We start from the raw sequence: 25,286 nt of genomic DNA on the forward strand, positions 1-25,286 counted from the left end.
GGGGGATCGTTCAACGATTCTCCTGCCTGTGGGGCATTGTTGAACGATCCCCGCGCTGGGAGCGCCTCGGGGAGGATCGTTGAACGATCTCCGTGCTCGGGGCGCCTTGGGGGGATTGTTGAACGATTCCCTGGTCCTGATGGGATCGTTCAACAATCCTTCCGTCGTCAGGGGATCGTTCAACGATCCTTCTGTTCCTCCGCAACCTGAAGCAACTGCTCCGCCTCCGCGCGCCGAGCCCCCACCATCTCGTCACCCCCGCCCTCGAAATCGACCTCCGCCTCCCCGTCCGCGTAGGCCCGAAGCACCGCACGTGCGCGTGCCGCCGCGTCCGCCGGCCGCCCCAGGTCGGTCTCCAGCCAGCCCGCGGCCAGTTCGGCGCCGGTGCGGGCGTGCAGGGCGTCGTCCCCGAGGGAGACGAACACGGCGACCGCCTCCGCCATCTGGCACAGGGCCTCCTCCAGCGCGGCCCGGATCGCGTCGTCGTCGGCGTCCTCGGAGGCCGAGCGGGCGAGCAGGTCGCCGTACTGGCGGTGGGTGTGACCGAGTTCCACGACGAGCCGCACGCGCGTCTCCTCGTCGTCCGCCGCGCCCAGCGCGTCCGCGCACTCCTCGACGGCGCTCGTCATCAGCTCCCGCGCCGCCTCCGTGCCGTCCTCCGTGCGCAGGGCCAGCCACGCGCGGGCGCGCAGGGAGCGGACGAGGCCGTGAACGTTGCCCAGGGAGCGCCACAATTCGCCCGCGCGCGCGTAGGCCTGGTCTGCCTCGGCCGGCAGCCCCGCCTGGCCGAGGGACTCGGCGGCCAGGTGCGCCAGGGTCGCGTGGTCGTGCTGCTCGGGCCAGTGGCGGGCGGTCTCGGCGGCCTGGAGCCGGCGTTCGGCGGCGGCCCGGTGCTCGCCGAGCTCGCTCAGACAGTCGCCGAGCCACCACTGCGTCTGGACGACGACCCCGTCGCCGTGCGTCTCGGCGCTCAGGTCCGCCAGCGCCGACTCCAGCACCTCCGCGGCCTCGGCCCAGCGGCCCTGCCGTACCAGGAACCCGCCCAGCTGGTGCCGCGCCCACGCGCCGAGCGTCGGGCCCTCGCCCGCCTCGTCGGCCCAGTGCGCCGCCTCCAGGGCGTGCTCGGCGGCCTCCTCCGCCTCCCCGCGGCCGCCGACGACCTCAGCGAGCTGGAGATGCAGCTGGGCCCGTCCGACCGGCTCCAGGAAGGCGCCGCCGTGCTCCAGAGCCGCCCGCAGCGCCCGCTCCGCCTCCACCAGGTCGCCCAGCTGGTGCGCGAGCCCGGCCAGCCGGGCCTCGTACTCCACGGCGAACCACGGCAGGCCCGCCGCGACGAACTCCCCAGCCGCACGCGCGAACAGTTCCGCGCCCGCCTCCGCGTTCCCCGAGCGCGCCGCCAGCTCCGCGAGCATCGCGTGCCCCTCGGCGACCCGCGCGGCGAGCCGCACGTCGTCTCCGGCCCGCCCGTCGACGAGCGCGAGCAGCTCCCGTACGGCCGTCTCGGCCTCCGTGAGGACGGACTCGGGCAAGGGCCCGTCGGCCTCGTGGACGCGCCGCATCAGGATCCGCGCCCGGCCCATCAGGACGCCCGCCGCCTGCCGCACCTCCGTGCCGCCCTCGGCGTACAGCGCGAGGACGCGGTCGTAGGGGTCGGCGACCGCCACGAGCGCCTCGTCGACGTCCCCCGCGAGGGCGCGGACGTACGCGGCACGCGCGCGTGCCGCCAGAGCCTCTCCCGGGTCGCCCGCCTCCGCGTACAGCTCCGCGGCCCGCTCGAACGTTTCGGCGCCCTCCGGGCCGCGTCCCATCGCCTCGTGGTCGACGATCTCCGCGCGGTCGCGCGCGTCCAGCTCGATCCCTTCGGCGGCCCGCGCCACCGCCGCCCACGCCTCCACGGCGTGCGGCTGCAGAGTGTCCGACAACCGCCGCGCCTCGGCCAGCAGGTCGGCCGGCTCCGGCTCGGCGGCCTCCTGTGTCGGAGCGGGAGGCGCCACCACCGAGGGCGCCGGCCGCGCCGCCCGCACCCCCAACGGCAGCCGCTCCACCAGCGGCCGCTGCGCCATACGCGCGCGTGCCCGCTCACTGACGTGCGACGTGCCGTTGCGCTCGTCGTAACGGGCGGCCAGGGCGAGGGCCTCCCCGCGCGCGTGGGCGGCGAGGTCGGCCGCGGTCCACACCCGCCCGGCCGGACCGGGCACCTGCTGCCCGCCCAGGCCCAGTTCCGACAGCCGCCCCATGAGCAGCACCACCACGCTCAGGAACTCCAGCCTGCTGCGCGGATGCCCCTCGTCCGTGAAGTACGCCGGCCGCTCCGCGAGCAGCTCCAGGCCCCGCGCCTCGTTGCCCGTCAGCGCGCAGAACTCCACATGGTCGGCGTACGCGCCCCGCATGCTCTCCATGGCCCGCACCAGCCGGAAGCCGCGCAGGTGATGGGCGCGCGCCTCCTCCGGACGGCCCAGCCGCAACAGCGGCACGAGGGACGACGCGAGCACCGTGTGCGGCTCGTGCGCGCACGTGTACGCGCCCTCCAGGACGGGCGCCCACAGCTCGAGGGCCTCGGCGTCCCGGCCCCGCTCCGCCTGCCACCAGCCCTGTCCGTGCAGCTCGCAGGCGTGGCAGTCGGCCATGCTGTCCCGGTCCGCGGCCAGCCAGGCGGCGAACGCCCGCTCGGCCCGCGCCACGTCCCCGACGTGCGCGGCCACGCTGAACTCGGCGCTGCGCACGGCCCGCTCGGAGTGCCCGGCGAGCCGGTAGCGGTGCTCCATCTCGCCCAGCCACTTCTCCACCGACGCCAGCGGGATGTGCGGCTGGTCGAGCATGCCGGCCGACATCCACTTGAAGACCCAGTGCAGCGAGTGCGTCTCGTACTCGTCGAAGTCCTCGGGCCGCTCGTCCCACATGCGCAGCAGCCGCGCGAACGGGACGAACATCTTGGCCTTCTCGGAGCTGTAGTTGTAGACCTTCAGCTGGTGTCCGAGCGCCTCGATCACGGCGAGCGGGATGTTCAGCTTCTCGGCCTCGACGAGCAGCTGCTCCGCGCGCGCGTTGCGGGCCGGGCCCTCCGGCTGCTCGGAGTTCTCCGCCATCGCCCGGCGGAGCGAGTCGAAGTCCGTGATCTCGGTCATCAGTGACCGTCCTCCCCCGGTGCGGGCTCCCCATGAGCGGACTCCCCGTGCGTGGCCCATTCCAGGAGGCCGATGAACGCGCGGTTCAGCAGCGCGGAGTCCGCGGGCCGCAGCGGACGCTGCGCCATCAGCAGCGCCTGCCCGTACAGCGACTCCGAGGCCGTGCCGATCAGCTCGGGATCGTTCAACGAACTGATCCTGCGGATCAGCGGGTTGAAGTGGTTGAGCACCAGACGCGCGCGCGGAGCGCTGCCCCGCAGCGAGCCCAGGATGCCCGCCCACAGGTCGTCGGCCTGCGCCTCCTCCTCCGCCCGTGCCTGCTCGTGCCGGGCGGCCCGGTCGTCCAGGTGCAGCGCCGGCACCGACAGCGGGTGGAAGGCGCGCAGGACGACGTCACAGCCCAGCGGGTCGAGCTTCGCGCGCGCGGCCGCCAGGAAACCCGACAGCGCCAGCTCCTCGGCCGGGTCGACGGCGTCCAGGTGCGCGGTCACGGTGTCCGCGTCCAGCTCGGCGACCACCGTCCCCGGCCGCACCGACGGCAGCGCCTCGACCAGCTCGCTGTCGTACGTGTAACCGCCGTTGATCACCCCGACACCCTGCGCGGACGCGATCGGCGCGACCTGCCGGTACTCCTCCACGGTCCGGGTGAAGTGCACCACGGGGTGACGCTGCGCGAACTCCTCCAGGGACAGCCGTCCGTCGGTCGTCTCGAAGGGCAGCCACGGCAGCATCGTGCGCAGCATCTCGCTGTCGTGCCGCGCCAGTGACTTCACACCCAGGTGGTGCACGGCCAGGAAGGCCGCGAGCCGTTCCGGGTCCCCGGCCGCGAGCCCCGTCAGCCACGACCGGATCCGCTCGCCCAGGGCCTCCCGCACCGCCGCCAGCGTCTCGTCCTCGTACAAGGACTCGCGCGAGGCCGTGGGCCGCAGGCTGTCCGTGTCGAGCACACAGCGCACGAAGAACGCCCAGTCGGGCAGCAGCTGTTCGGCCCGCTCGGTCAGCAACATGCCCTTCAGATGCACGCGATGACTCGCCCGCTGGGCCGGACTGACCGCCGCCGGCAGCACGTACGCCACCCCGCGGATCCCCGCCAGCGGCACGTCCAGCTCGATCGAGTCCAGCGGCGTGAAACCGAACAGCTCATGGCAGTGCCGGGCCAGCGCCACCCGCCGGTTGGCGGGGGAGGGGTACGCCCGGTCCCAGGGCGCCGGCAGATCGGTGACCGCCTCGTCGCCGACCCGGACGTCGTACGGCAGCAACGAGCCGAAGTCGCGCGCCAGCTGCAGGACCCGCTCCTCGGTGAGCCACTCCCCGGCGCCGGCGCGCGCCACCAGGTGCACCGTGGTACCCGGCTCGGGGCGCTCCTCGTGGGGCAGCGTCCGCACCGTGTACGAGCCGTCGTCGCGTGCTGTCCACTCCACGGGCGGCGAGCCGGGCGTACGGGCGCTGCAGCTGACCACCCGGATCCGCTCGGCCACGACGAAACAGGCCAGGAGCCCGATGCCGAACTGCCCGAGGAAGTCGGACCGGGCCTCCTGCAGCCCGTCCGCCCGCTTGGAACTGCGTCCGATGGTCGCGAGCAGGTTGTGCACGTCGGCCTCGGTGAGACCGACCCCGGAGTCCTCCACCCGCAACTGACCGCCCGACGCGAACAGCCGCACCCGCGCCGGGGCGTCGGGCTCCTCGGCCCGCCGGGCGGTGATGGCGTCCACGGCGTTCTGCAGCAGCTCGCGCAGGTAGACCTTGGGACTGGAATAGAGGTGATGGGACAGCAGGTCCACCAAACCACGCAGGTCGACCTGGAACGTATGAGGTGACTGTGATGCCTGGGATGACTGTGAGGTCTGGGAGTCCATCGCTGCAGCGCCGGGGATCGGGGGATGGTCGACGGCGCGGGGTCGGGCGGTCCCGGTGGGGCGGTGACCGCGGTGAGATGGCCGGAGCGCGCCATCCTAGAGCCCGAACGAGCCGTCTGACCAGGGGTTTCAAGACACGTATACGGCATTGTCAGTGGTGTGGTGTGCAATGGATCTCGTGCCCGCACTCGAAGAACCACTGAAGAAGGTGCTCGGCCCACCGACCGCGAAGGTGATGGCCGAGCACCTCGGCCTGCACACCGTCGGCGACCTCCTGCACCACTACCCGCGCAGATACGAGGAGCGCGGCCAGCTCACGCACCTGGCCGACCTCCCCATGGACGAGCACGTCACGGTGGTCGCCATGGTCGCCGACGCCCGCCTGCACACCTTCGCCTCCGCCAAGGCCCCCCGCGGCAAGGGCCAGCGGCTGGAAGTCACCATCACCGACGGCAGCGGCCGCCTCCAGCTGGTCTTCTTCGGCAACGGCGTCCACAAGCCCCACAAGGAACTCGTGCCGGGCACGCGCGCGATGTTCGCCGGCAGGGTCTCCGTCTTCAACCGCCGCCTGCAACTCCAGCACCCGGCGTACGAGTTGCTGCGCGGCGACAGCGAGGAGACCGTCGAGACCTGGGCGGGCGCCCTGATCCCGATCTACCCCGCCACCGCCAAGCTGGAGTCCTGGAAGATCGGCAAGGCGGTCCAGACGGTCCTGCCCAGCGCCCAGGAGGCCGTCGACCCCCTCCCCGGCTCCCTCCGCGAGGGCCGCGGCCTGGTCTCCCTCCCCGAGGCCCTCCTGAAGATCCACCGCCCGCACACCAAGGCGGACATCGAGGACGCCCGCTCCCGCCTCAAGTGGGACGAGGCGTTCGTCCTCCAGGTGGCCCTCGCCCGCCGCCGCCACGCCGACGCCCAACTCCCGGCGGTCGCCCGCAAACCCAAGCCCGACGGCCTCCTGACGGCCTTCGACGACCGCCTCCCGTTCACTCTCACCGACGGCCAGCAGAAGGTCTCCCGGGAGATCTTCGACGACCTGGCCACCGAGCATCCGATGCACCGGCTGCTGCAGGGAGAGGTCGGATCGGGAAAGACGCTGGTCGCCCTGCGCGCCATGCTCGCCGTCGTCGACGCCGGCGGTCAGGCGGCCATGCTCGCCCCGACCGAGGTCCTCGCCCAGCAGCACCACCGGTCCGTCGTGGAGATGATGGGCGAGCTCGCCGAGGGCGGGATGCTGGGCGGGGCCGAGGACGCCACCAAGGTCGTGCTGCTCACCGGGTCGATGGGAGCGGCCGCGCGGCGGCAGGCCCTGCTCGATCTCGTCACCGGAGAGGCCGGGATCGTCATCGGCACGCACGCGCTGATCGAGGACAAGGTCCAGTTCCACGACCTGGGCCTCGTCGTGGTCGACGAACAGCACCGCTTCGGCGTCGAGCAGCGCGACGCCCTGCGCGGCAAGGGCAAGCAGCCTCCGCACCTCCTCGTCATGACGGCCACGCCCATCCCGCGCACGGTCGCGATGACCGTCTTCGGCGACCTGGAGACCTCCGTCCTCGACCAGCTCCCGGCCGGCCGCTCGCCCATCGCCAGCCATGTCGTCCCGGCCGCCGACAAGCCCCACTTCCTCACCCGCGCCTGGGAGCGGGTCCGCGAGGAGGTGGCGAACGGCCATCAGGCCTACGTCGTCTGCCCGCGGATCGGCGACGAGGAGGACGACCCGAAGAAGTCCGGCAAGAAGAAGTCCCCGGAGGACGAGGCCGAGAAGCGCCCGCCGCTCGCCGTCCTCGACGTGGCGGACCAGCTCGCGAAGGGCCCCCTGAAGGGCCTCGGGGTCGAGGTCCTGCACGGTCGTATGCCTCCGGACGACAAGGACGCGGTCATGCGCCGTTTCGCCGCCGGCGACACCGATGTCCTGGTCGCCACGACCGTCATCGAGGTCGGCGTCAACGTCCCGAACGCCACCGCGATGGTGATCATGGACGCGGACCGCTTCGGCGTCTCCCAGCTCCACCAGCTGCGGGGGCGCGTCGGCCGTGGCTCGGCGCCCGGCCTGTGTCTGCTGGTCACCGACATGCCGGAGGCCGGCGCGGCCCGCCAGCGCCTCAACGCCGTCGCCTCCACCCTCGACGGCTTCGAGCTCTCCCGTATCGACCTCGAACAGCGCCGCGAGGGCGACGTCCTCGGCCAGGCCCAGTCCGGCGCCCGCTCCAGCCTGCGCGTACTCGCCGTCATAGAGGACGAGGAGGTCATCGCCGAGGCCCGCGAGGAGGCGGCGGCGGTCGTCGCGGCCGACCCGGAACTGGAACGCCTACCGGGCCTGCGCACGGCGTTGGACGCCCTTCTGGACGAGGAGAGGGAGCAGTACCTGGAGAAGGGATGAGCCGTCCCGCCCGACGAGCGCGGGACGGTGCCGGTGTGCGGCTGCGGCGCGCGGGCCCGATCCACCACCACGGACCCGCGGCCGGGCACGCGCCGGAGCACCCGTCATCCGTCCCTGCCAAACTGGACGCGTAACGACACCACGAACAAGGACCCGAGATGACCCGCGTGATCGCCGGCACCGCCGGCGGACGTCGTCTGGCCGTCCCGCCAGGGACCGGCACCCGTCCCACCTCCGACCGCGCACGCGAAGGTCTCTTCTCCACCTGGCAGTCCCTGCTGGGCGGCCCCCTGGACGGCGAACGCGTCATGGACCTCTACGCCGGCTCCGGCGCCGTGGGACTGGAGGCGCTCTCCCGCGGCGCGAGCCATGTCCTGCTCGTGGAGGCGGACGCACGAGCGGCCCGCGTCGTCCGGGAGAACGTGAAGAACCTCGGCCTCCCCGGCGCCGAGGTCAGAGCGGGCAAGGCGGAACAGGTGATCCGGGCGGCACCCCCGGCCGAGCCGTACGACCTCGTCTTCCTGGACCCTCCGTACGCCGTCGCGGACAACGATCTTCGGGAGATTCTGCTCACACTCCGCACGGAGGGGTGGCTCACGCCCGAAGCCCTCGTCACCGTGGAGCGCAGCACCAGAGGCGGCACCTTCGTCTGGCCGGACGGCTTCGAGGCGATCCGGTCCCGTCGCTACGGCGAGGGAACGTTTTGGTACGGTCGCGCCGCCTCTACGTGCGAAGACGCACGATGACCGGACCGGAGAGCGAGGGATCACAAGTGCGCCGCGCCGTCTGTCCCGGGTCGTTCGACCCGATCACCAACGGACATCTCGACATCATCTCCCGCGCCTCCCGTCTCTACGACGAGGTCTACGTCGCGGTGATGATCAACAAGTCCAAGAAGGGCCTGTTCGAGATCGACGAGCGGATCGACCTGATCCGCAGGGTCACCGCCGAGTACGCGAACGTCAGGGTCGAGGCCTTCCACGGCCTCCTGGTCGACTTCTGCAAGCAGCGCGACATCCCGGCCATCGTCAAGGGCCTGCGCGCGGTCAGCGACTTCGACTACGAGTTGCAGATGGCCCAGATGAACAACGGCCTCTCCGGCGTCGAGACCCTCTTCGTCCCCACCAACCCCACTTACAGCTTCCTGTCGTCCTCCCTGGTCAAGGAGGTCGCGACCTGGGGCGGAGACGTTTCCCACCTGGTCCCGCCGGTCGTCCTCGAAGCGCTCACCGAGCGGCTCCGGAAGGACTGACCTCCTGACGGTCCGTCACCCGGTGTCCGCCGGACACCTCAGGGCCGTACAGTCGTCCCGTCCGTCTCCAACACAGCTGTAGAGAGTGGCGAGCAACCGGTGGACGTGCAGAAGAAGCTCGACGAGATCGTCACAGCGGTCTCCAGTGCCCGGTCGATGCCGATGTCGGCCTCGTGCGTGGTCAACCGCGCGGAACTGCTCGCCCTGCTGGAAGAGGTGCGCGCGGCCCTGCCCGACTCCCTCGCCCAGGCCCAGGAGCTGATCGGCGGCCGCGCGCAGATGGTCGAGCAGGCCCGCCAGGAGGCCGAGCGGATCATCGAGACCGCGCACGCCGAGCGCGGCTCCCTGATCTCCGACACCGAGATCGCCCGCCGCTCGCAGGCCGAGGCCGACCGCATCCTCGCCGAGGCCCGCAAGGAGGCGGAGGAGATCCGCGCCGAGGCCGACGACTACGTCGACTCCAAGCTCGCCAACTTCGAGGTCGTCCTCACCAAGACCCTCGGCTCCGTCGGCCGCGGCCGCGAGAAGCTCCTCGGCACCGGTCCCGGCCTCGACGAGCAGGGCTACGAGGACGAGGACGCCCCCGAGCGCAGCCACGACCCCGAGACCCTGCGCCGTGACGCCGACGCCTATGTGGACGCCAAGCTGGGCGCCTTCGAGGCGGTCCTGGCCAAGACGCTGGAGGCGGTCGGCCGCGGCCGGCAGAAGCTGCACGGCCGGATCGCCACCGACGACCTCGGCGCCCTCGCCGACGACACCACGACCTTCCAGCACTCCTCCGACGCCGACTACCTCGCCGACCTCGCCGCGCTCGCGGAGCAGGACACCCCGGTCGAGCAGCCCGCCCAGAGCCCGTACGACCAGCAGCAGGACGCCTACTCCCCCGGTCTCGACTTCGCTCGACCGGGAGGGGCCCCCTTCCAGCAGCAGCCGGACCCGTACGGCGCCGGCTACGGGCAGCAGCAGGGCTACGGCCAGCAGCCCGACCCGTACGGCTACCAGCAGGCCGACCCCTACTCCCCCGCCTCCGGCTACGCTCCGGCGGGAGGAGCCTCCTTCCAGGGCTACGACACCCAGCAGGCGGCCTACGACCCGCAGCAGGCGCAGCAGGCGCAGCAGCCCCAACAGGCTCAGCAGGAACCGCAGAGGGGCTACGCCCTCGACGAGACCAGCCTCTTCGACACCGGCATGATCAGCGCGGAGCAACTGCGCGCCTACGAACAGGGCCGCGGCCTGTAAAAGCCCCGGGCCGCCGGGGAAGGGGGCCCGGATTGGGCTGTGGGCGAAAGCTCCAGTATCCTGGCTCTTCGGTCGCGCGTACGTCCGCGATCACCGCTGCCCGCAACACCGAAGGGCAGCGGCCCTCAGAGCTCGGAATCGAAAGCAGGAATGGCTCCTAACGCCCGCCTCGACCACCGCAAACCTCTCGTGTTCGACACGCACGAGCTGGGGCGGCGTCCCGGTGCGCTGCAGCGGCTGACCCGCACGATCGACGCTCCCAAGGACCTCGGTCTCCAGGGAGTCATCGGAGTCCCGGAAGGCGCCCCGGTGGAGCTCGAACTCCGGCTCGAGTCGGTCATGGAAGGTGTGCTCGTCACAGGCACCGCCCGTGCACAGGCCGAGGGGGAGTGCGTAAGGTGTCTGGAGCCGCTCGAGCTCGATCTCGAAGCGGACTTCCAGGAGATGTTCTCGTACCCTGACGCCGATGACCGTGGCCGCGTGAAGGCGGAACCGGCCGACGACGCCGAGGAAGACGAGGACAGGCTCTTTCTCGAGGACGGCCTGTTCGACCTCGAACCCGTGCTGCGCGATGCGGTGGTGCTCGCACTGCCGATGCAGCCGGTGTGCCAGGACGACTGCCCCGGCCTGTGCTCCGAGTGCGGAGAGCGGCTGGCGGACGACCCGGACCACCACCACGACGCCGTCGACATCCGTTGGGCGGCATTGCAGGGACTCGCCGGTTCACTCGAAGACGGCGAGAAGGACGAGATGAGCGGCGCCGAAGCGGGCGTCGACGAGAAGCAGGAGAAGTAGCCGTGGCTGTTCCGAAGCGGAAGATGTCGCGCAGCAACACGCGCCACCGCCGGTCGCAGTGGAAGGCTGCGGTCCCCACCCTGGTTGCGTGCGAGCGCTGCCACGAGCCCAAGCAGCAGCACATCGCGTGCCCGTCTTGCGGCACCTACAACAAGCGCCAGGTCCTCGAGGTCTGAGCGGCTGGTGAGAGGCTTCATGTCTGACGCCAAGGCAACTGGTCCCCGCCAGCGCGGGGGCGGTCCGGCGGACAACACGGCCTCGTCCCACACGCTTCTGGAAGGGCGGCTCGGCTACCACGTCGAGTCCGCCCTTCTGGTGCGTGCGCTGACCCACCGCTCCTACGCGTACGAGAACGGCGGTCTGCCGACGAACGAGCGGCTGGAGTTCCTCGGGGACTCCGTGCTCGGCCTCGTCGTCACGGACACGCTGTACCGCACCCACCCCGACCTGCCCGAGGGCCAGCTGGCCAAGCTGCGGGCCGCGGTGGTCAACTCGCGTGCGCTGGCGGAGGTCGGTCGCGGCCTCGACCTGGGCTCCTTCATCCGGCTCGGCCGGGGTGAAGAGGGCACGGGCGGCCGGGACAAGGCGTCCATCCTCGCCGACACCCTGGAAGCGGTGATCGGCGCGGTCTATCTCGACCAGGGCCTCGACGCGGCCTCCGAACTGGTGCACCGCCTGTTCGACCCGCTGATCGAGAAGTCCTCGAACCTCGGAGCCGGCCTGGACTGGAAGACCAGCCTCCAGGAGCTCACCGCGACCGAAGGCCTCGGCGTCCCCGAGTACCTGGTCACGGAGACCGGCCCCGACCACGAGAAGACCTTCACTGCTGCCGCCCGCGTCGGAGGCGTCTCGTACGGCACCGGCACCGGCCGCAGCAAGAAGGAGGCGGAGCAGCAGGCCGCCGAGTCCGCGTGGCGGTCCATCAGGGCCGCGGCGGACGAGCGGGCCAAGGCGGCCAAGACCGTCCAGGCCGTCGACGGCAGCGCGGATCCGGAGTCCGCCTCCGCCTGATCCACCCCACGAAACGAGCGCCCGCCCCCGCTGAGGGTCGGGCGCTCGGCTCGTACACCGGTTCTACGGGGGAGTGCCATGCCCGAGTTGCCCGAGGTCGAGGTCGTCCGGCGCGGACTGGAGCAGTGGGTCGCCCATCGCACGGTCGCCGAGGCCGAGGTGCTGCACCCGCGTGCCGTACGCCGTCATATGGCCGGCGCGGACGACTTTGTGCACCGTCTCAAGGGGCACCGCGTCGGCGTGCCGAGCCGTCGCGGCAAGTACCTCTGGCTGCCGCTGGAGGACACGGCCCAGGCGATCCTCGCGCACCTCGGGATGAGCGGGCAGCTCCTGGTGCAGCCGCAGGGGTCACCCGACGAGAAGCACCTGCGCATACGCGTCCGCTTCGCCGACGCCCTCGCCACGGAACTCCGCTTCGTCGACCAGCGCACCTTCGGCGGTCTGTCGCTGCACGACACCACCCCCGACGGCCTGCCCGACGTCATCGCGCACATCGCCCGCGACCCCCTCGATCCGCTGTTCGACGACGAGGCCTTCCACCAGGCGCTGCGCCGTAAGCGGACCACCATCAAGCGGGCCCTGCTCGACCAGTCGCTGATCAGCGGCGTCGGCAACATCTACGCGGACGAGGCCCTGTGGCGCACCCGCATCCACTACGACCGCCCGACCGCGACCTTCACCCGCCCCCGCACCGCCGAACTCCTCGGCCACATCCGGGACGTGATGAAGGAGGCCCTCGCCGTCGGCGGCACCAGCTTCGACAGCCTGTACGTCAACGTCAACGGTGAGTCGGGCTACTTCGACCGGTCCCTGGACGCGTACGGGCGTGAGGGCCTGCCCTGCAAGCGCTGTGGCACGCCGATGCGCCGGCGCCCTTGGATGAACCGGTCCAGCTACTACTGCCCGAAGTGTCAGAGGCCGCCGCGCGTCTCGTCGTAACGCCCGCGGGCCTCGAGGACGTCGTCCATCCGGCCCTCCACCAGGTGGATCAGGCTCAGGAGCCGGTCGGCCACCTCGTGGCCCAGCGGGGTCAGTTCGTAGTCCACGCGGGGCGGGTTGGTCGGCTGGGCCTCGCGGTGCACCAGGCCGTCGCGCTCCAGCGCGTGCAGGGTCTGGGACAGCATCTTCTCGCTCACGCCGTCGACGCGGCGGCGCAGCTCGTTGAACCGCAGTGAGCCCTCGTGCAGCGCTCCGAGTGTGAGCGCGCCCCAGCGCCCCGTGACGTGCTCCAGCGTGCCGCGCGAGGGGCAGGCCTTGGCGAACACGTTGTAGGGGAGGTCCTGCTCCGGAGTGCGCTCGTGAGTGCCGTTCATGCCCCAAGCGTACGCGAACGCAGCGCTAACCAACAGGTTGCACTAACCACAAGTTAGTGCTTTCCTGTGGTTACCGCTGGCGAGCTGCGGCTTCGCTCACGCCTTCCCTTTTCTCACCTTCACGAGGAGTACGCACGTGTCGACCCCTGTTGTCTCCATCGCCTACCACTCCGGCTACGGCCACACGGCCGTCCTCGCGGAGGCCGTCCGGTCGGGTGCCGTCGAGGCCGGTGCCGAGGTGCACCTGATCAAGGTCGACGAGATCACTGAGGAGCAGTGGGCGCTGCTGGACGCCTCCGACGCGATCGTGTTCGGTTCGCCGACCTACATGGGCACGGCGTCCGGCGCCTTCCACGTCTTCGCCGAGGCCACCTCGAAGCGCTGGGCCACGTCGGCCTGGCGGGACAAGCTCGCCGCCGGCTTCACCAACTCCGCCTCCAAGAGCGGCGACAAGCTGCACACGCTGCAGTTCTTCCAGATCCTGGCCGCCCAGCTCGGCATGCACTGGGTCAACCTCGGCCTGCTCCCCGGCTGGAACAGCAGCGCCGCCTCGGAGAACGACCTCAACCGCCTCGGCGTCTTCGCCGGCGCGGCCGCCCAGACCAACGCCGACGAGGGCCCCGAGGCCGTCCACAAGGCGGACGTGGCGACGGCGGAGCACCTCGGCCGCCGGGTCGCGGAGACGGCGAAGGTGTTCGGCGCGGGACGCGCGAGCCTGGCGGCCCAGGTGCATTGACCCGCACCGACGAGTCACCGCCGGTTTCCTGCGACTCGCTCCGCCGGACAGGCCTGGGCGCAGTGCCCTGCGAGGCCGGGACCTGCTGAGTCCGCCGGGACGGGCGGGGGCGTGCGAGAGGTGGCCTAGTAGCCGAAGTCCTGCGTCCACCAGGGGCCGCCGGAGCCGAAGTGGACGCCGACGCCCAGGGTCTTGAAGTCGCAGTTCAGTATGTTGGCGCGGTGGCCGGGGCTGTTCATCCAGGCCTCCATCACCGACGCCGCGTCGGTCTGGCCCCGGGCTATGTTCTCGCCGCCGAGGTCGGATATGCCGGCCTTCTTGGCCCGGTCCCACGGGGACGCCCCGTCCGGGTCGGTGTGGTCGAAGAAGCCCCGCGCGGCCATGTCCTCGCTGAACTTCTCGGCGAGATCCGCCAGCGCGCTGTTCGCGGCGAGGGGGCTGCAGCCGACCTTGGAGCGCTCCTCGTTCACGAGCGCGAGGACCTCCGCGGCGGCCTGGGCCTCGACCGAGACCTCCGTCGGCGCACTGGGCTTCTCCGGCGCCTTCGCGGCCGCCCTGGGCGGGGTCTTCGCCGGTTCCTTCGTCGGCGTGGCCTTCGGCTGCTCCGTCGTCGGCGACGCGCTGGGCGACGCCTTGGAGGCCGAGGGGGCGGGGGAGGAGGACGCCGAGGCCGAGGGCGACGTCGACCGGCCGGCGTCGCGGCTGGTCGTCGTACCGTCGCGGCCGGCCTCCAGGGTGCCGGACGTGCCGCCCTGCTCGGAGGCCGAGTTGGTCGGCGAGTCGGCGGCCTGCACCTTGTCGGAGCCGCCGCCCCCGCCGAGCTGGTAGTTGTCGAGGCCGGGCACCACGCCCGAGGCCACCGCGACCGTGCCGAGGGCGACCGCCGCGGACACCCCGAGCAGACCCGTCTTGACCGGCGTCACGGCCTTCCTCCGGCGGCGGCGGCCCGAACCGCCCCGCCCCGAGCCCGGCCGACGCGGACCGCCGTCCGGCGCGAAGCCCTCGGCCGGGAGGACCGCGGTGTCGGCGGCCGCACGCACGTACTCGTCGTCCGTCGCGTACAGGTACTCCTGGCTCCTGGCGACGGTGTCCGCGTACGCCTCCGGGTTCAGGTACGGAGCGATGCCCGCCGTGGGGTCGTCGGCGCCGTACGAGTCCGGTGCGTACGAGCCGTCGGTGTGCTCGGCCCCCGTGGCGCGGCCCGTGGCGGCGCGGCCGGCGGCGGAGCGTCGGTGGCGTCCCATGTCCTGGCCTTCCTCGTCCAAGCGGTGTCCCTGCGGTCGACCCGCGCGCCCTGTGGCGCATGACTCCAGATGGTCAACCTGACTCACTCGATCGAGTGAGTTTCATATGAGATGCATTGGGTGGGGACGGTACCGCATGCCGCTGGGGGAGGAAGTGTCCCGAGTGACATTGCCTGGTTAGGTAGCACCCATGAGCGAGGATGTACGGCTGGTCGCCTGGGTGCGCGGACGCGTCCAGGGCGTGGGATTCCGCTGGTTCACGCGAGCCAAGGCGCTGGAGATCGGCGGCCTGAGTGGTTTTGCTCTCAATTTGGCCGATGGTCGGGTCCAGGTGGTCGCCGAGGGGTCCCGGCGGGGCTGCGAGGGCCTGCTGGACTGGCTCCAGAGTGACGACACGCCCGGGCGCGTGGACGGAGTCACCGAGATATGGGACACACCGCGCGGCGGCTACGACGGCTTCGCCGTCCGCTGACGACGGGGTGCCCGCGCACCGCGCGGAAGCGGAGGGGCATGCCACCGGCAACTGCCCCAAGCAGAAAGGAGCAGGTGGTTGCCAAGAACCGCTTGCGGTGGCAGGCTCCGCACGCAAGGATGATCGCCACGCCCTGAGGGCCCCGCAGGAGTCGCAGCGCCGCCGTTTCCGGCCGCGCGCCCCAGGGTTGCCCGCCAATACGGGGCGTGATCGTGTTGACCGTCAAACTTTTTGGTGAGACGCTGAAAGCACCCCGCGCACCTAGCTGTTTGGCATGGATGAACGGCAGCAGGAACAAGATCCTGCCAACACCGCGGGTGCGAATCCCTCACGACCCACACCGCTTCGGTCGGTCACTCAGTGTGGAGGACCATCCATCATGGCAAAGGCGCTTCTCGGTTACGTCGGCGGCTCCGACCCGCGACTCCTCGCCGAGATGCGACGGCTCCAGCAGCGCGTCCAGGATCTGGAATCCGAGCTCGTACGGATCCAGGCCGAGAACGACGCCCTGACGGCTGCCGCTTCTCACGACAGGATCATGGAGAGCATCGACGCACACCAGGCGGAGCCTGCGCTCACCTGATCGCTGCACCGCTCCACAACAGCACACGCACCGGTTGGGCGATTCTTTTCAGCCGCGTCGGACCGCTCAGTTGTCAGAAGTTGCAAGGGACGCTTCGGCGTCCCTTCTTTCTTTCCCCGCTGTTCCTTCCCCCGCGCATCCTTTCAGTCTCTTTAACGTGTGGTGTGCCCTGCGCGTTCATGGGTGAAACCGCGGGTTCATGGAGTGAGACATCCCCGGAAGGTAGAGTCCACCGGCGTGCACCTCAAGGCCCTGACCCTCCGAGGGTTCAAGTCGTTCGCGTCGGCGACCACACTCCGGTTCGAGCCGGGGATCACGTGTGTCGTCGGACCGAACGGCTCGGGCAAGTCCAATGTCGTGGACGCGCTCAGCTGGGTCATGGGCGAACAGGGCGCCAAGTCGCTGCGCGGCGGCAAGATGGAGGACGTCATCTTCGCCGGCACCACCGGCCGCCCCCCGCTGGGCCGCGCCGAGGTGTCCCTGACCATCGACAACTCCGACGGGGCCCTGCCCATCGAGTACGCCGAGGTCACCATCACGCGGATCATGTTCCGCAACGGCGGCAGCGAGTACCAGATCAACGGCGACACCTGCCGTCTCCTCGACATCCAGGAACTCCTGTCCGACTCCGGCATCGGCCGCGAGATGCACGTCATCGTCGGCCAGGGCCAGCTCGACTCCGTGCTGCACGCCGACCCGATGGGCCGCCGCGCCTTCATCGAGGAGGCCGCGGGCGTCCTCAAGCACCGCAAGCGCAAGGAGAAGGCGCTGCGCAAGCTGGACGCGATGCAGGCCAACCTCGCGCGCGTGCAGGACCTGACGGACGAGCTGCGCCGCCAGCTGAAGCCGCTGGGCCGGCAGGCGGCGGTCGCGAGACGAGCGGCCGTCATCCAGGCCGACCTCCGCGACGCCCGCCTGAGGCTCCTCGCCGACGATCTCGTACGGCTGCGGGAGGCCCTCCAGGCCGAGGTCGCCGACGAGGCCGCGCTGAAGGAACGCAAGGAAGCGGCCGAGCAGGAGCTGAGGAAGGCGCTCCAGCGGGAGGCGCTCCTGGAGGACGAGGTCCGGCAGCTCACTCCCCGGCTCCAGCGCGCCCAGCAGACCTGGTACGAGCTGTCCCAGCTCGCCGAACGGGTCCGCGGCACGATCTCGCTCGCCGACGCGCGCGTGAAGAGCGCCACCTCGGCGCCCCCCGAGGAGCGGCGCGGCCGCGACCCCGAGGACATGGAGCGCGAGGCCGCCCGTATCCGTGAGCAGGAGGCCGAGCTGGAGGCCGCCCTCGAAGCGGCCCAGCGGGCCCTCGACGACACCGTCGCCCACCGTGCCGAACTGGAGCGCGAACTCGCCGTCGAGGAACGGCGTCTGAAGGACGTCGCCCGCGCCATCGCCGACCGCCGCGAGGGCCTCGCCCGGCTGCACGGCCAGGTCAACGCGGCCCGCTCCCGCGCCGCCTCCGCCCAGGCCGAGATCGACCGTCTCGCCGCCGCCCGCGACGAGGCCCAGGAACGGGCCGTCGCCGCGCAGGAGGAGTACGAGGCCCTGAAGGCGGAGGTCGACGGCCTCGACGCGGGCGACGCGGAACTCGCCGAGCAGCACGAGGCGGCCAAGCGGCGGCTCGCCGAGGCGGAGGCCGCGCTCGGCGCCGCCCGCGAGGCCGCGACCGCCGCCGAACGCAAGCGCGCCGCGACCCAGGCCCGCCACGAGGCCCTCGCGATGGGCCTGCGCCGCAAGGACGGCACGGGCGCGCTGCTGGCCGCGAAGGATCGTATCGGCGGGCTGCTGGGACCGGCCGCGGAACTCCTCACGATCACCCCCGGCTACGAGGTCCCCCTCGCCGCCGCTTTCGGCGCCGCCGCCGACGCCCTCGCCGTGACCACCCCGTCCGCCGCCGCCGACGCCATCCGCCTGCTGCGCAAGCAGGACGCGGGGCGGGCGGCCCTGCTCCTGGCCGGGGACGAAGAGGGGACGCCGTCGCCCGCGCAGGGCGGCACGGCTGCCGGCGCCGGGTTCGCGGGAGAGGGCGTGCCCGGGCGGGTCGGCGGCTCGGGCGTGGCCGGTCAGGGGGCCAGGGTCGAAGGAGGCGTGGGGTCCGCGGACGCCGGCGCCGCGGTGGCGTCGGCTGGTGGAGCCGAGGCCCGCGTCGACGGGCCGCGGTCGGTGGGTCTGGACGCGACCGCCGGATCTGCCGACGCGGCGACCCGGTCCGTCGGCGCCGCCCAGCCGGCGGCGGCCGCCCCGCTCCCGGCCGCCGGGCCCACCGCGGACGACTCCCCTCAGCCCCTCCCCGCGGACACTTCCGAAGGCACCGTCGCCCACCGCTCCGCCGGTCCACCCTTCGCCGCCGATCTCGTCCGCGCCCCTTCGGACCTCGTGCCCGCCGTACGGCGGCTGCTGCGCGGGATCGTCGTGGTGGGGACGCTCGAGGACGCCGAGGATCTCGTCTACGCGCGGCCCGATCTCACCGCCGTCACCGCCGAAGGCGATCTGCTGGGGGCGCACTTCGCGCACGGCGGGTCCGCCGGGGCGCCCAGTCTGCTGGAGGTGCAGGCCTCTGTGGACGAGGCCGCCGCCGAGCTGGAGGAGCTGGCGGTGCGGTGCGAGGAGCTGACCGAGGCACAGCATGCGGCGGGGGAGCGGCGCAGGGAGTGCGCCGGGCTCGTCGAGGAGCTGGGGGAGCGGCGGCGGGCCGCCGAGCGGGAGAAGTCGGCTGTCGCCCAGCAGCTCGGGCGGCTCGCCGGACAGGCGCGCGGTGCCGCGGGAGAGGCCGAGCGGTCGGTTGCCGCGGCCGCCCGGGCGCAGGAGGCGCTCGACAGGGCCGTACAGGAGGCCGAGGAGCTGGCCGAGCGGCTGGCCGTGGCCGAGGAGATGCCGGTGGAGGAGGAGCCGGACACCTCCGTGCGCGACCGGCTCGCCGCCGACGGGGCCAACGCGCGGCAGACCGAGATGGAGGCCCGGCTCCAGGTCCGTACGCACGAGGAGCGGGTCAAGGGGCTGGCCGGACGGGCCGACTCGCTGGACCGGGCCGCCCGCGCGGAACGCGAGGCACGCGCGCGTGCCGAGCAGCGGCGGGCGCGGCTGCGGCACGAGGCCGCCGTCGCCGAGGCCGTCGCCTCCGGCGCGCGGCAGCTGCTGGCGCATGTGGAGGTGTCCCTGGAGCGCGCGGACGCCGAACGCGTCGCCGCCGAGGCCGCCAAGGCCCGCCGTGAGCAGGAGCTGGCCGCCGCCCGCGGTGCCGGGCGCGATCTCAAGGCAGAGCTCGACAAGTTGACGGATTCAGTCCACCGGGGCGAGGTACTCGGCGCCGAGAAGCGGCTGCGGATCGAGCAGCTGGAGACGAAGGCGCTGGAGGAACTGGGTGTCGAACCGGCCGGGCTCATCAGCGAGTACGGACCGCACCAGCCGGTGCCCCCCTCGCTCCCCGCCGAGGGCGAACAGCTTCCGGAGGACCCCGAGCACCCGCGCAACCGGCCGAGGCCCTTCGTGCGGGCCGAGCAGGAGAAGCGGCTGAAGGCGGCGGAACGCGCCTACCAGCAGCTCGGCAAGGTGAACCCGCTGGCCCTGGAGGAGTTCGCCGCGCTGGAGGAGCGCCACAAGTTCCTCAGCGAGCAGCTCGAGGACCTGAAGAAGACCCGCGCCGACCTGCTGCAGGTGGTGAAGGAGGTCGACGAGCGCGTCGAGCAGGTCTTCACGGAGGCGTTCCGGGACACCGCCCGCGAGTTCGAGGGCGTGTTCAGCCGGCTGTTCCCCGGCGGTGAGGGGCGGCTGATCCTCACCGACCCCGACAACATGCTCACCACGGGTGTGGACGTCGAGGCCCGGCCGCCGGGCAAGAAGGTGAAGCGGCTGTCGCTGCTGTCGGGTGGCGAGCGGTCGCTGACCGCCGTCGCGATGCTGGTGTCGATCTTCAAGGCGCGGCCCAGCCCGTTCTACGTCATGGACGAGGTCGAGGCCGCCCTCGACGACACCAACCTGCAGCGGCTGATCCGCATCATGCAGGAGCTGCAGGAGTCCTCGCAGCTGATCGTGATCACGCACCAGAAGCGCACGATGGAGGTCGCCGACGCGCTGTACGGCGTGTCCATGCAGGGCGACGGTGTGTCGAAGGTGATCAGTCAGCGACTGCGCTGACCACCGGCGGGCTGATGCAGCACGCCTTCAAGAAGTGAACGCATAGGACCCTTCCTTGCAACTTCTTGTCTGCGTTCTCACATTTCCCGGCGTTTGATTTTGAAACTTGAAGGCATAAGGTCAACAGCGTTGCATTTACCTTCAGGTACCACCTACCTGGAAGGGCTGACCCCCCACGTCGGCGACGTTGCCGACGGCCCGAGGAGTTGAACGTGACCAGCACAGCGCAGGCACCCAAGTCAGGAGCCACGACGGCTCACCCCGAACATCTCGGGCACGTCATCTTCATCGCGGCGGCGGCCGCGATGGGCGGCTTCCTCTTCGGCTACGACAGCTCCGTGATCAACGGCGCCGTCGAGGCCATCCGGGACCGGTACGACGTCGGCTCCGCGGCTCTGGCCCAGGTCATCGCCATCGCCCTGATCGGCTGCGCCATCGGCGCCGCGACGGCGGGCCGCATAGCCGACCGCATCGGGCGCATCCGCTGCATGCAGATCGCCGCCGTGCTCTTCACCGTCAGCGCCGTCGGCTCGGCGCTGCCCTTCGCACTGTGGGACCTCGCCTTCTGGCGCGTCGTCGGCGGCTTCGCCATCGGCATGGCCTCCGTCATCGGCCCCGCCTACATCGCCGAGGTCGCCCCACCCGCCTACCGCGGCCGCCTCGGCTCCTTCCAGCAGGCCGCGATCGTCGTCGGCATCGCCATCTCCCAGCTGGTCAACTGGGGTCTGCTCAACGCCGCCGGCGGCGACCAGCGAGGCACGCTGATGGGCCTCGAGGCCTGGCAGGTCATGCTCGGCGTCATGGTGATCCCCGCCGTCCTCTACGGACTGCTCTCCTTCGCGATCCCCGAGTCCCCGCGCTTCCTCATCTCGGTCGGCAAGCACGACCGCGCCCGTGAGATCCTCGCCGAGGTCGAGGGCGGGGACGCCGACCTGAACGCCCGTATCGCCGAGATCGAGCACGCCATGAAGCGTGAGGAGAAGTCCAGCTTCCGCGACCTGCTCGGCGGCGGCTTCTTCTTCAAGCCGATCGTCTGGGTCGGCATCGGCCTGTCGGTCTTCCAGCAGTTCGTCGGCATCAACGTCGCGTTCTACTACTCGTCGACGCTGTGGCAGTCGGTCGGCGTCGACCCGACGGAGTCGTTCTTCTACTCGTTCACGACGTCGATCATCAACATCGTCGGCACCGTGATCGCGATGATCTTCGTGGACCGCGTCGGCCGCAAGCCGTTCGCGATCATCGGCTCGGTCGGCATGGTCGTCGGCCTCGCCCTGGAGGCCTGGGCCTTCTCCTACGACCTCGTCGACGGCAAGCTGCCCGCCACCCAGGGCTGGATCGCCCTGATCGCGGCCCACGTCTTCGTCCTCTTCTTCGCCCTCTCCTGGGGTGTGGTCGTCTGGGTCATGCTCGGCGAGATGTTCCCGAACAGGATCCGCGCCGCCGCCCTGGGCGTGGCCGCCGCCGCACAGTGGATCGCCAACTGGGCCATCACCGCGAGCTTCCCGTCGCTGGCCGACTGGAACCTCTCCGTGACCTACGTGATCTACACGGTCTTCGCCGCGCTCTCCATCCCGTTCGTCCTCAAGTACGTCAAGGAGACGAAGGGCAAGGCGCTGGAGGAGATGGGCTGAGCCTCGTCCCGAGGCCCGGGCCCCCAGCTCGAGGAGACGGGCCAAGTCCCCGCTGCCCTCTCCTCGACCCCGTAAGGCGTACTGCCCCGGCTCCGACCCAGAAGGTCAGGCGAGCCGGGGCAGTACGCCTTCGCAGAACAGCCGCAGACTGCGCCACCCCTCCGCCACGGGCATCCCGCCCGCCAGCGGATGCAGGACGAGACTGTCGAGCCCCTGGGCCACGCACTCGTCCGGCGTGAGGATCCGGTACACACCCTCCGCCCGCAGCTCCCCGACCGTCGACGCCCCCGACTTCACGGCCGAGCGGACGGAGCCGTTCTGCCAGGACGCGTACGTGCGCGCCTCGTGCAGGAAGTGGCCGCCGTACTCGGCCCACGCCCGGTCCGGATCCTCGGCGACGTGCAGCAACGGGGTCTCGGCGGCGGGCATCATCGTCCACCCCTGCGTCCCGTACTCCACGAGCCGCTCCTTGTAGTACGCCTCCAGTTCCGGCAGGTGCGCGCTGGGGAAGAACGGCAGCCCGAGCCGGGCGGCCCGACGAGCGGCGGCCCGGGAGGAGCCCCCGACCAGGAGGAGGGGGTGCGGGTCGGACTGAGGGCGCGGGGTGACCCGTACCGTACGGCCCCGGTACGCGAACTCCTCGCCGGTCCACGCCTTCAGCACGGTCTCCAGCAGCTCGTCCTGGAGCCGGCCGCGCTGCTTCCAGTCGACGCCGGCGCGGGCGTACTCCTCGGGCCGGTATCCGATCCCGGCGACGGTGACCAGCCGGCCGCCGCTCAGCAGATCCAGTACGGCGATGTCCTCGGCGAGCCGCAGGGGGTCGTGCAGCGGGCCGATGACCGCCGAGACCGTGACCGCCAGCCGACGGGTCGCCCCCAGCACAGCGCCCGCGAAGACGAACGGCGAGGGCAGCCAGTTGTTCTCGGCACCGTGGTGTTCCTCCGTCTGCACGGTGGAGACCCCGTGCTCGTCGGCGTACGCGGCCATCTCCAGGGCCGCCCGGTAGCGGGTGCCGAGCTCGGCGGGGGAGGCGCCGGGGGCGACGAGGTTGAAGCGGACGACGGTGACGGGCATGGGGGTCTCCCTTCGGAGGGGGTCTCCCTACGGGGTGGGGTGGACCGTAGCTGACGGAGCGTCAGATCGCCATGGGGTGAGGTGAACAGTCGTAGGCTCGGACCATGACCCGACCTGTCGTTCCGACCGACCCGCGGGAGGAGGCCGGCCGGGGGCGGGTCGCCCTCTGGCTCGACCCCGAGGACCTGCGGTGGCTCGCCGAGCACTGCCGCTGCCCCGAGGACGCGCCACCGGAGGAGAGGGACCGCTGTCTGCGGCTGCGGTTCCGGGCGAGGGCCGCCCTGCACAAGAGCGGGCTGATCGACTAGCCCTTCGCAGACACCCTCCCGGGGAGCAGGGTCCGGCCCGGGACAGGGATGGATACTGGACGCGTTATGGAAACCGTCATCCTTGCTGTAGTCATCGCCGTGGTCGTGCTCGCGGTGCTCGGCGGGCTCGTCGTCGGCAGCCGGCGGAAGAAGCCGCTGCCCCCGCCGCCCCCCACCGCGCCCGACATCACCGCGCCTCCGGCCGAGCCGCACGTCGGCGACGAGGCCGAGACGCCGCGCGACGAACCGCGCCGCACGATCGAGGAGGTGGACCTCCCGGGCGGTGGCGCTCCCACCGCCGTCGAGGAGCCTCCCGTTGTCGAGGCTCCGCCGATCGAGATCCCGGAGCCCACCGCCGGGCGGCTCATCCGCCTGCGCGCCCGCCTCTCCCGCTCCCAGAACGCTCTCGGCAAGGGCCTGCTCACGCTCCTGTCGCGCGAGCACCTCGACGAGGACACCTGGGAGGAGGTCGAGGACACCCTCCTCACCGCCGACGTCGGCGTCCAGCCCACCCAGGAGCTGGTCGAACGGCTGCGTGAGCGCGTGCGGGTGCTCGGCACCCGCACCCCCGAGGAGCTGCGCGGCCTGCTGCGCGAGGAGTTGCTCGAGCTGGTCGGCACCGAGGTCGACCGCACGGTGAAGACCGAGCCCGAGGACCGCAAGCCCGGCATCGTGATGGTCGTCGGCGTCAACGGCACCGGCAAGACCACCACCACCGGCAAGCTCGCGCGTGTGCTCGTCGCCGACGGCCGCACCGTCGTCCTCGGCGCCGCCGACACCTTCCGCGCCGCCGCCGCCGACCAGCTGCAGACCTGGGGCGAGCGGGTCGGCGCCCACACCGTGCGCGGGCCGGAGGCCGGCGACCCCGCCTCCGTCGCCTTCGACGCGGTCAAGGAGGGCAAGGACATGGGGGTCGACGTCGTCCTCATCGACACCGCCGGCCGCCTGCACACCAAGACCGGCCTCATGGACGAGCTCGGCAAGGTCAAGCGCGTCGTCGAGAAGCACGCCCCGCTCGACGAGGTGCTCCTCGTTCTTGACGCGACCACCGGGCAGAACGGACTGGTCCAGGCCCGCGTCTTCGCCGAGGTCGTCGACATCACCGGCATCGTGCTGACCAAGCTCGACGGCACGGCCAAGGGCGGCATCGTCGTCGCGGTCCAGCGCGAGCTGGGCGTGCCCGTCAAGCTGGTCGGACTCGGCGAGGGCGCGGACGACCTGGCGCCGTTCGAACCGGAGGCGTTCGTTGACGCCCTCATCGGGGAGTGACCCCGACTGACCGACTTCGGTAGGTGACGAGAAGCGCCCGCCCCCAGGTGCAGTAGGGGACGGGCGCTTCGTCATGAGAGTCGGGGGGACCGCGCGAGCGGTGCCGTACGGGTCAGTACGGCGCGCGCGACCGATGCGCCACGTAAGCCAGCGTCCCCAGCAGCAGCCGGGCCGCCGGTGGGTGTGTCGCCGAGTCCAGCGCCGGGGGGCGCAGCCAGCGGACCGGGCCGAGGCCGGCCCGGTCCGAGGGCGGGGCCGTGATGTACGTACCCGCGCCGAGGCCGCGCAGGCCGAGGGAGGTCGGGTCGTCCCAGCCCATGCGGTAGAGCAGGTCGCCGAGGTCGGCGGCGGCGCCGGGCGCGACGAGGAACTGGGCGCGGCCCTCGGGGGTGGCGGTCACCGGGCCGAGCGGGAGACCCATGCGCTCCAGGCGGACCAGGGCGCGGCGCCCGGCCGGCTCGGCCACCTCGATCACGTCGAAGGTGCGCCCGACCGGCAGCATCACCGCGGCGCCCGGGAACTCCGCCCACGCCCTGGTCACGTCGTCGAGGGTGGCACCGGCCGGCACCCGCGGCGCGAACTCCAGGGGGTGCGCGCCCGGCGCGGGACAGTCGGCGCGCCCGCAGGAGCACACGCCCCCCGCGGCGCGCGCGCCGGGCACCACGTCCCAGCCCCACAGTCCCGTGAACTCGGCGACGGCGGTGCACTCGGACGAGCGACCGCGCCTGCGCGCGCCTGAGCGGATCTCGCGAATGCCGCCGATCGTGAAGCCCATGCCCCCTCCAACGGGTCCGACGCGCCGGTGGTTACGCAGCGGACGCGCACCGTGACTCTGCGTACGGTCGACTGCCCCGCGCCACCGGATGCATACGG

General features: G+C 71.9%; 21 protein-coding genes. 15 read left to right on the plus strand and 6 right to left on the minus strand.

All coding sequences use genetic code 11. The features are described 5' to 3' along the window. Nucleotides 1-179 precede the first annotated feature (179 nt). Nucleotides 180-3,125, minus strand: coding sequence for a tetratricopeptide repeat protein (locus ACPT94_RS24560; RefSeq protein ID WP_425246826.1), 2,946 nt, complete (start codon nucleotides 3,123-3,125; stop codon nucleotides 180-182). Beyond that, the gene (locus tag ACPT94_RS24565; RefSeq protein WP_425246827.1) at nucleotides 3,125-4,981 is read right to left on the minus strand and encodes an HSP90 family protein; all 1,857 of its coding nucleotides are present in this window, start codon (nucleotides 4,979-4,981) and stop codon (nucleotides 3,125-3,127) included. The genes ACPT94_RS24560 and ACPT94_RS24565 overlap by 1 nt, the downstream gene beginning before the upstream one ends. 169 nt (nucleotides 4,982-5,150) lie before the next feature. Between ACPT94_RS24565 and recG the strand changes: the two genes are divergently transcribed. The 8 genes from recG (at nucleotide 5,151) to mutM (ending at nucleotide 12,594) form a co-directional block, all read left to right on the plus strand. Then, nucleotides 5,151-7,358 carry an ATP-dependent DNA helicase RecG gene (gene recG / locus ACPT94_RS24570; protein ID WP_360343747.1) on the plus strand — a complete coding sequence of 736 codons (2,208 nt, stop codon included), beginning with the start codon at nucleotides 5,151-5,153 and terminating at the stop codon, nucleotides 7,356-7,358. A gap of 158 nt (nucleotides 7,359-7,516) precedes the next feature. Then, on the plus strand, nucleotides 7,517-8,104 hold the full coding sequence (gene rsmD / locus ACPT94_RS24575) for a 16S rRNA (guanine(966)-N(2))-methyltransferase RsmD (protein ID WP_425246828.1): 588 nt from the start codon (nucleotides 7,517-7,519) through the stop codon (nucleotides 8,102-8,104). Nucleotides 8,105-8,130: 26 nt separating this feature from the next. Further along, nucleotides 8,131-8,610: a pantetheine-phosphate adenylyltransferase gene (gene coaD / locus ACPT94_RS24580; RefSeq protein WP_360343955.1), complete on the plus strand. Its 480-nt coding sequence runs from the start codon at nucleotides 8,131-8,133 to the stop codon at nucleotides 8,608-8,610. Between the two features lie 99 nt (nucleotides 8,611-8,709). Next, nucleotides 8,710-9,849: a F0F1 ATP synthase subunit B gene (locus ACPT94_RS24585; RefSeq protein ID WP_425246829.1), complete on the plus strand. Its 1,140-nt coding sequence runs from the start codon at nucleotides 8,710-8,712 to the stop codon at nucleotides 9,847-9,849. A gap of 150 nt (nucleotides 9,850-9,999) precedes the next feature. Then, nucleotides 10,000-10,644 carry a YceD family protein gene (locus ACPT94_RS24590; protein ID WP_425246876.1) on the plus strand — a complete coding sequence of 215 codons (645 nt, stop codon included), beginning with the start codon at nucleotides 10,000-10,002 and terminating at the stop codon, nucleotides 10,642-10,644. A 2-nt stretch (nucleotides 10,645-10,646) separates the two neighbouring features. Further along, nucleotides 10,647-10,820: a 50S ribosomal protein L32 gene (gene rpmF, locus ACPT94_RS24595; RefSeq protein WP_003951102.1), complete on the plus strand. Its 174-nt coding sequence runs from the start codon at nucleotides 10,647-10,649 to the stop codon at nucleotides 10,818-10,820. Between the two features lie 7 nt (nucleotides 10,821-10,827). After that, a complete protein-coding gene (gene rnc, locus ACPT94_RS24600; protein WP_425246830.1) occupies nucleotides 10,828-11,655 on the plus strand; it encodes a ribonuclease III in 828 nt (275 codons plus the stop codon). A 78-nt stretch (nucleotides 11,656-11,733) separates the two neighbouring features. After that, a complete protein-coding gene (gene mutM / locus ACPT94_RS24605; RefSeq protein ID WP_360343759.1) occupies nucleotides 11,734-12,594 on the plus strand; it encodes a bifunctional DNA-formamidopyrimidine glycosylase/DNA-(apurinic or apyrimidinic site) lyase in 861 nt (286 codons plus the stop codon). Here mutM and ACPT94_RS24610 read toward each other — a convergent pair. After that, entirely contained in the window at nucleotides 12,567-12,968 is a 402-nt protein-coding gene (locus ACPT94_RS24610; protein WP_360343762.1) for a winged helix-turn-helix transcriptional regulator, read from the minus strand. The two genes, mutM and ACPT94_RS24610, sit on opposite strands and share 28 nt — an antisense overlap. A 136-nt stretch (nucleotides 12,969-13,104) precedes the next feature. On the opposite strand from ACPT94_RS24610, the gene ACPT94_RS24615 reads away from it, so the two are divergent. Continuing rightward, nucleotides 13,105-13,704 (plus strand): flavodoxin family protein, encoded by a 600-nt coding sequence (locus tag ACPT94_RS24615; RefSeq protein ID WP_425246831.1) that lies wholly within the window; start codon nucleotides 13,105-13,107, stop codon nucleotides 13,702-13,704. Nucleotides 13,705-13,829: 125 nt separating this feature from the next. On the opposite strand, the gene ACPT94_RS24620 is transcribed toward ACPT94_RS24615, so the two are convergent. Further along, on the minus strand, nucleotides 13,830-14,948 hold the full coding sequence (locus ACPT94_RS24620; protein ID WP_425246832.1) for a CAP domain-containing protein: 1,119 nt from the start codon (nucleotides 14,946-14,948) through the stop codon (nucleotides 13,830-13,832). Between the two features lie 190 nt (nucleotides 14,949-15,138). On the opposite strand from ACPT94_RS24620, the gene ACPT94_RS24625 reads away from it, so the two are divergent. The 4 genes from ACPT94_RS24625 to ACPT94_RS24640 all read left to right on the plus strand — a co-directional run bounded on the left by ACPT94_RS24625 (nucleotide 15,139) and on the right by ACPT94_RS24640 (nucleotide 21,762). Next, on the plus strand, nucleotides 15,139-15,420 hold the full coding sequence (locus tag ACPT94_RS24625; protein WP_360343771.1) for an acylphosphatase: 282 nt from the start codon (nucleotides 15,139-15,141) through the stop codon (nucleotides 15,418-15,420). Nucleotides 15,421-15,799: 379 nt separating this feature from the next. Further along, a complete protein-coding gene (locus ACPT94_RS24630; protein WP_058922942.1) occupies nucleotides 15,800-16,003 on the plus strand; it encodes a hypothetical protein in 204 nt (67 codons plus the stop codon). A gap of 237 nt (nucleotides 16,004-16,240) precedes the next feature. Beyond that, nucleotides 16,241-20,131, plus strand: coding sequence for an AAA family ATPase (locus ACPT94_RS24635; protein WP_360343776.1), 3,891 nt, complete (start codon nucleotides 16,241-16,243; stop codon nucleotides 20,129-20,131). A 212-nt stretch (nucleotides 20,132-20,343) separates the two neighbouring features. Next, nucleotides 20,344-21,762 carry a sugar porter family MFS transporter gene (locus ACPT94_RS24640; protein ID WP_425246833.1) on the plus strand — a complete coding sequence of 473 codons (1,419 nt, stop codon included), beginning with the start codon at nucleotides 20,344-20,346 and terminating at the stop codon, nucleotides 21,760-21,762. A 105-nt stretch (nucleotides 21,763-21,867) separates the two neighbouring features. Here ACPT94_RS24640 and ACPT94_RS24645 read toward each other — a convergent pair whose 3' ends face one another. After that, nucleotides 21,868-22,836 carry an LLM class flavin-dependent oxidoreductase gene (locus ACPT94_RS24645; protein WP_360343782.1) on the minus strand — a complete coding sequence of 323 codons (969 nt, stop codon included), beginning with the start codon at nucleotides 22,834-22,836 and terminating at the stop codon, nucleotides 21,868-21,870. A 104-nt stretch (nucleotides 22,837-22,940) separates the two neighbouring features. Between ACPT94_RS24645 and ACPT94_RS24650 the strand changes: the two genes are divergently transcribed. Both ACPT94_RS24650 and ftsY read left to right on the plus strand, forming a co-directional pair. After that, nucleotides 22,941-23,144: a hypothetical protein gene (locus ACPT94_RS24650; protein WP_425246834.1), complete on the plus strand. Its 204-nt coding sequence runs from the start codon at nucleotides 22,941-22,943 to the stop codon at nucleotides 23,142-23,144. Between the two features lie 66 nt (nucleotides 23,145-23,210). Next, nucleotides 23,211-24,413 (plus strand): signal recognition particle-docking protein FtsY, encoded by a 1,203-nt coding sequence (ftsY, locus tag ACPT94_RS24655; RefSeq protein WP_360343788.1) that lies wholly within the window; start codon nucleotides 23,211-23,213, stop codon nucleotides 24,411-24,413. A 112-nt stretch (nucleotides 24,414-24,525) separates the two neighbouring features. Here the strand turns inward: ftsY and ACPT94_RS24660 are convergent, their stop codons facing one another. After that, nucleotides 24,526-25,188: a bifunctional DNA primase/polymerase gene (locus ACPT94_RS24660; RefSeq protein WP_360343791.1), complete on the minus strand. Its 663-nt coding sequence runs from the start codon at nucleotides 25,186-25,188 to the stop codon at nucleotides 24,526-24,528. Between the last annotated feature and the right edge of the window lie 98 nt (nucleotides 25,189-25,286).

This window comes from Streptomyces aurantiaciflavus, from assembly GCF_049808595.1.
Taxonomy (GTDB): Bacteria; Actinomycetota; Actinomycetes; order Streptomycetales; family Streptomycetaceae; genus Streptomyces.

Coding starts and splice junctions, on each gene's coding strand:
- ACPT94_RS24560 (WP_425246826.1), bottom strand. CDS start 3,125: ATGACCGAGATCACGGACTTCGACTCGCTCCGCCGGGCGATGGCGGAG.
- ACPT94_RS24565 (WP_425246827.1), bottom strand. CDS start 4,981: ATGGACTCCCAGACCTCACAGTCATCCCAGGCATCACAGTCACCTCAT.
- recG (WP_360343747.1), top strand. CDS start 5,151: ATGGATCTCGTGCCCGCACTCGAAGAACCACTGAAGAAGGTGCTCGGC.
- rsmD (WP_425246828.1), top strand. CDS start 7,517: ATGACCCGCGTGATCGCCGGCACCGCCGGCGGACGTCGTCTGGCCGTC.
- ACPT94_RS24590 (WP_425246876.1), top strand. CDS start 10,000: ATGGCTCCTAACGCCCGCCTCGACCACCGCAAACCTCTCGTGTTCGAC.
- mutM (WP_360343759.1), top strand. CDS start 11,734: ATGCCCGAGTTGCCCGAGGTCGAGGTCGTCCGGCGCGGACTGGAGCAG.
- ACPT94_RS24610 (WP_360343762.1), bottom strand. CDS start 12,968: ATGAACGGCACTCACGAGCGCACTCCGGAGCAGGACCTCCCCTACAAC.
- ACPT94_RS24620 (WP_425246832.1), bottom strand. CDS start 14,948: ATGGGACGCCACCGACGCTCCGCCGCCGGCCGCGCCGCCACGGGCCGC.
- ACPT94_RS24625 (WP_360343771.1), top strand. CDS start 15,139: ATGAGCGAGGATGTACGGCTGGTCGCCTGGGTGCGCGGACGCGTCCAG.
- ACPT94_RS24630 (WP_058922942.1), top strand. CDS start 15,800: ATGGCAAAGGCGCTTCTCGGTTACGTCGGCGGCTCCGACCCGCGACTC.
- ACPT94_RS24645 (WP_360343782.1), bottom strand. CDS start 22,836: ATGCCCGTCACCGTCGTCCGCTTCAACCTCGTCGCCCCCGGCGCCTCC.
- ACPT94_RS24650 (WP_425246834.1), top strand. CDS start 22,941: ATGACCCGACCTGTCGTTCCGACCGACCCGCGGGAGGAGGCCGGCCGG.
- ftsY (WP_360343788.1), top strand. CDS start 23,211: ATGGAAACCGTCATCCTTGCTGTAGTCATCGCCGTGGTCGTGCTCGCG.
- ACPT94_RS24660 (WP_360343791.1), bottom strand. CDS start 25,188: ATGGGCTTCACGATCGGCGGCATTCGCGAGATCCGCTCAGGCGCGCGC.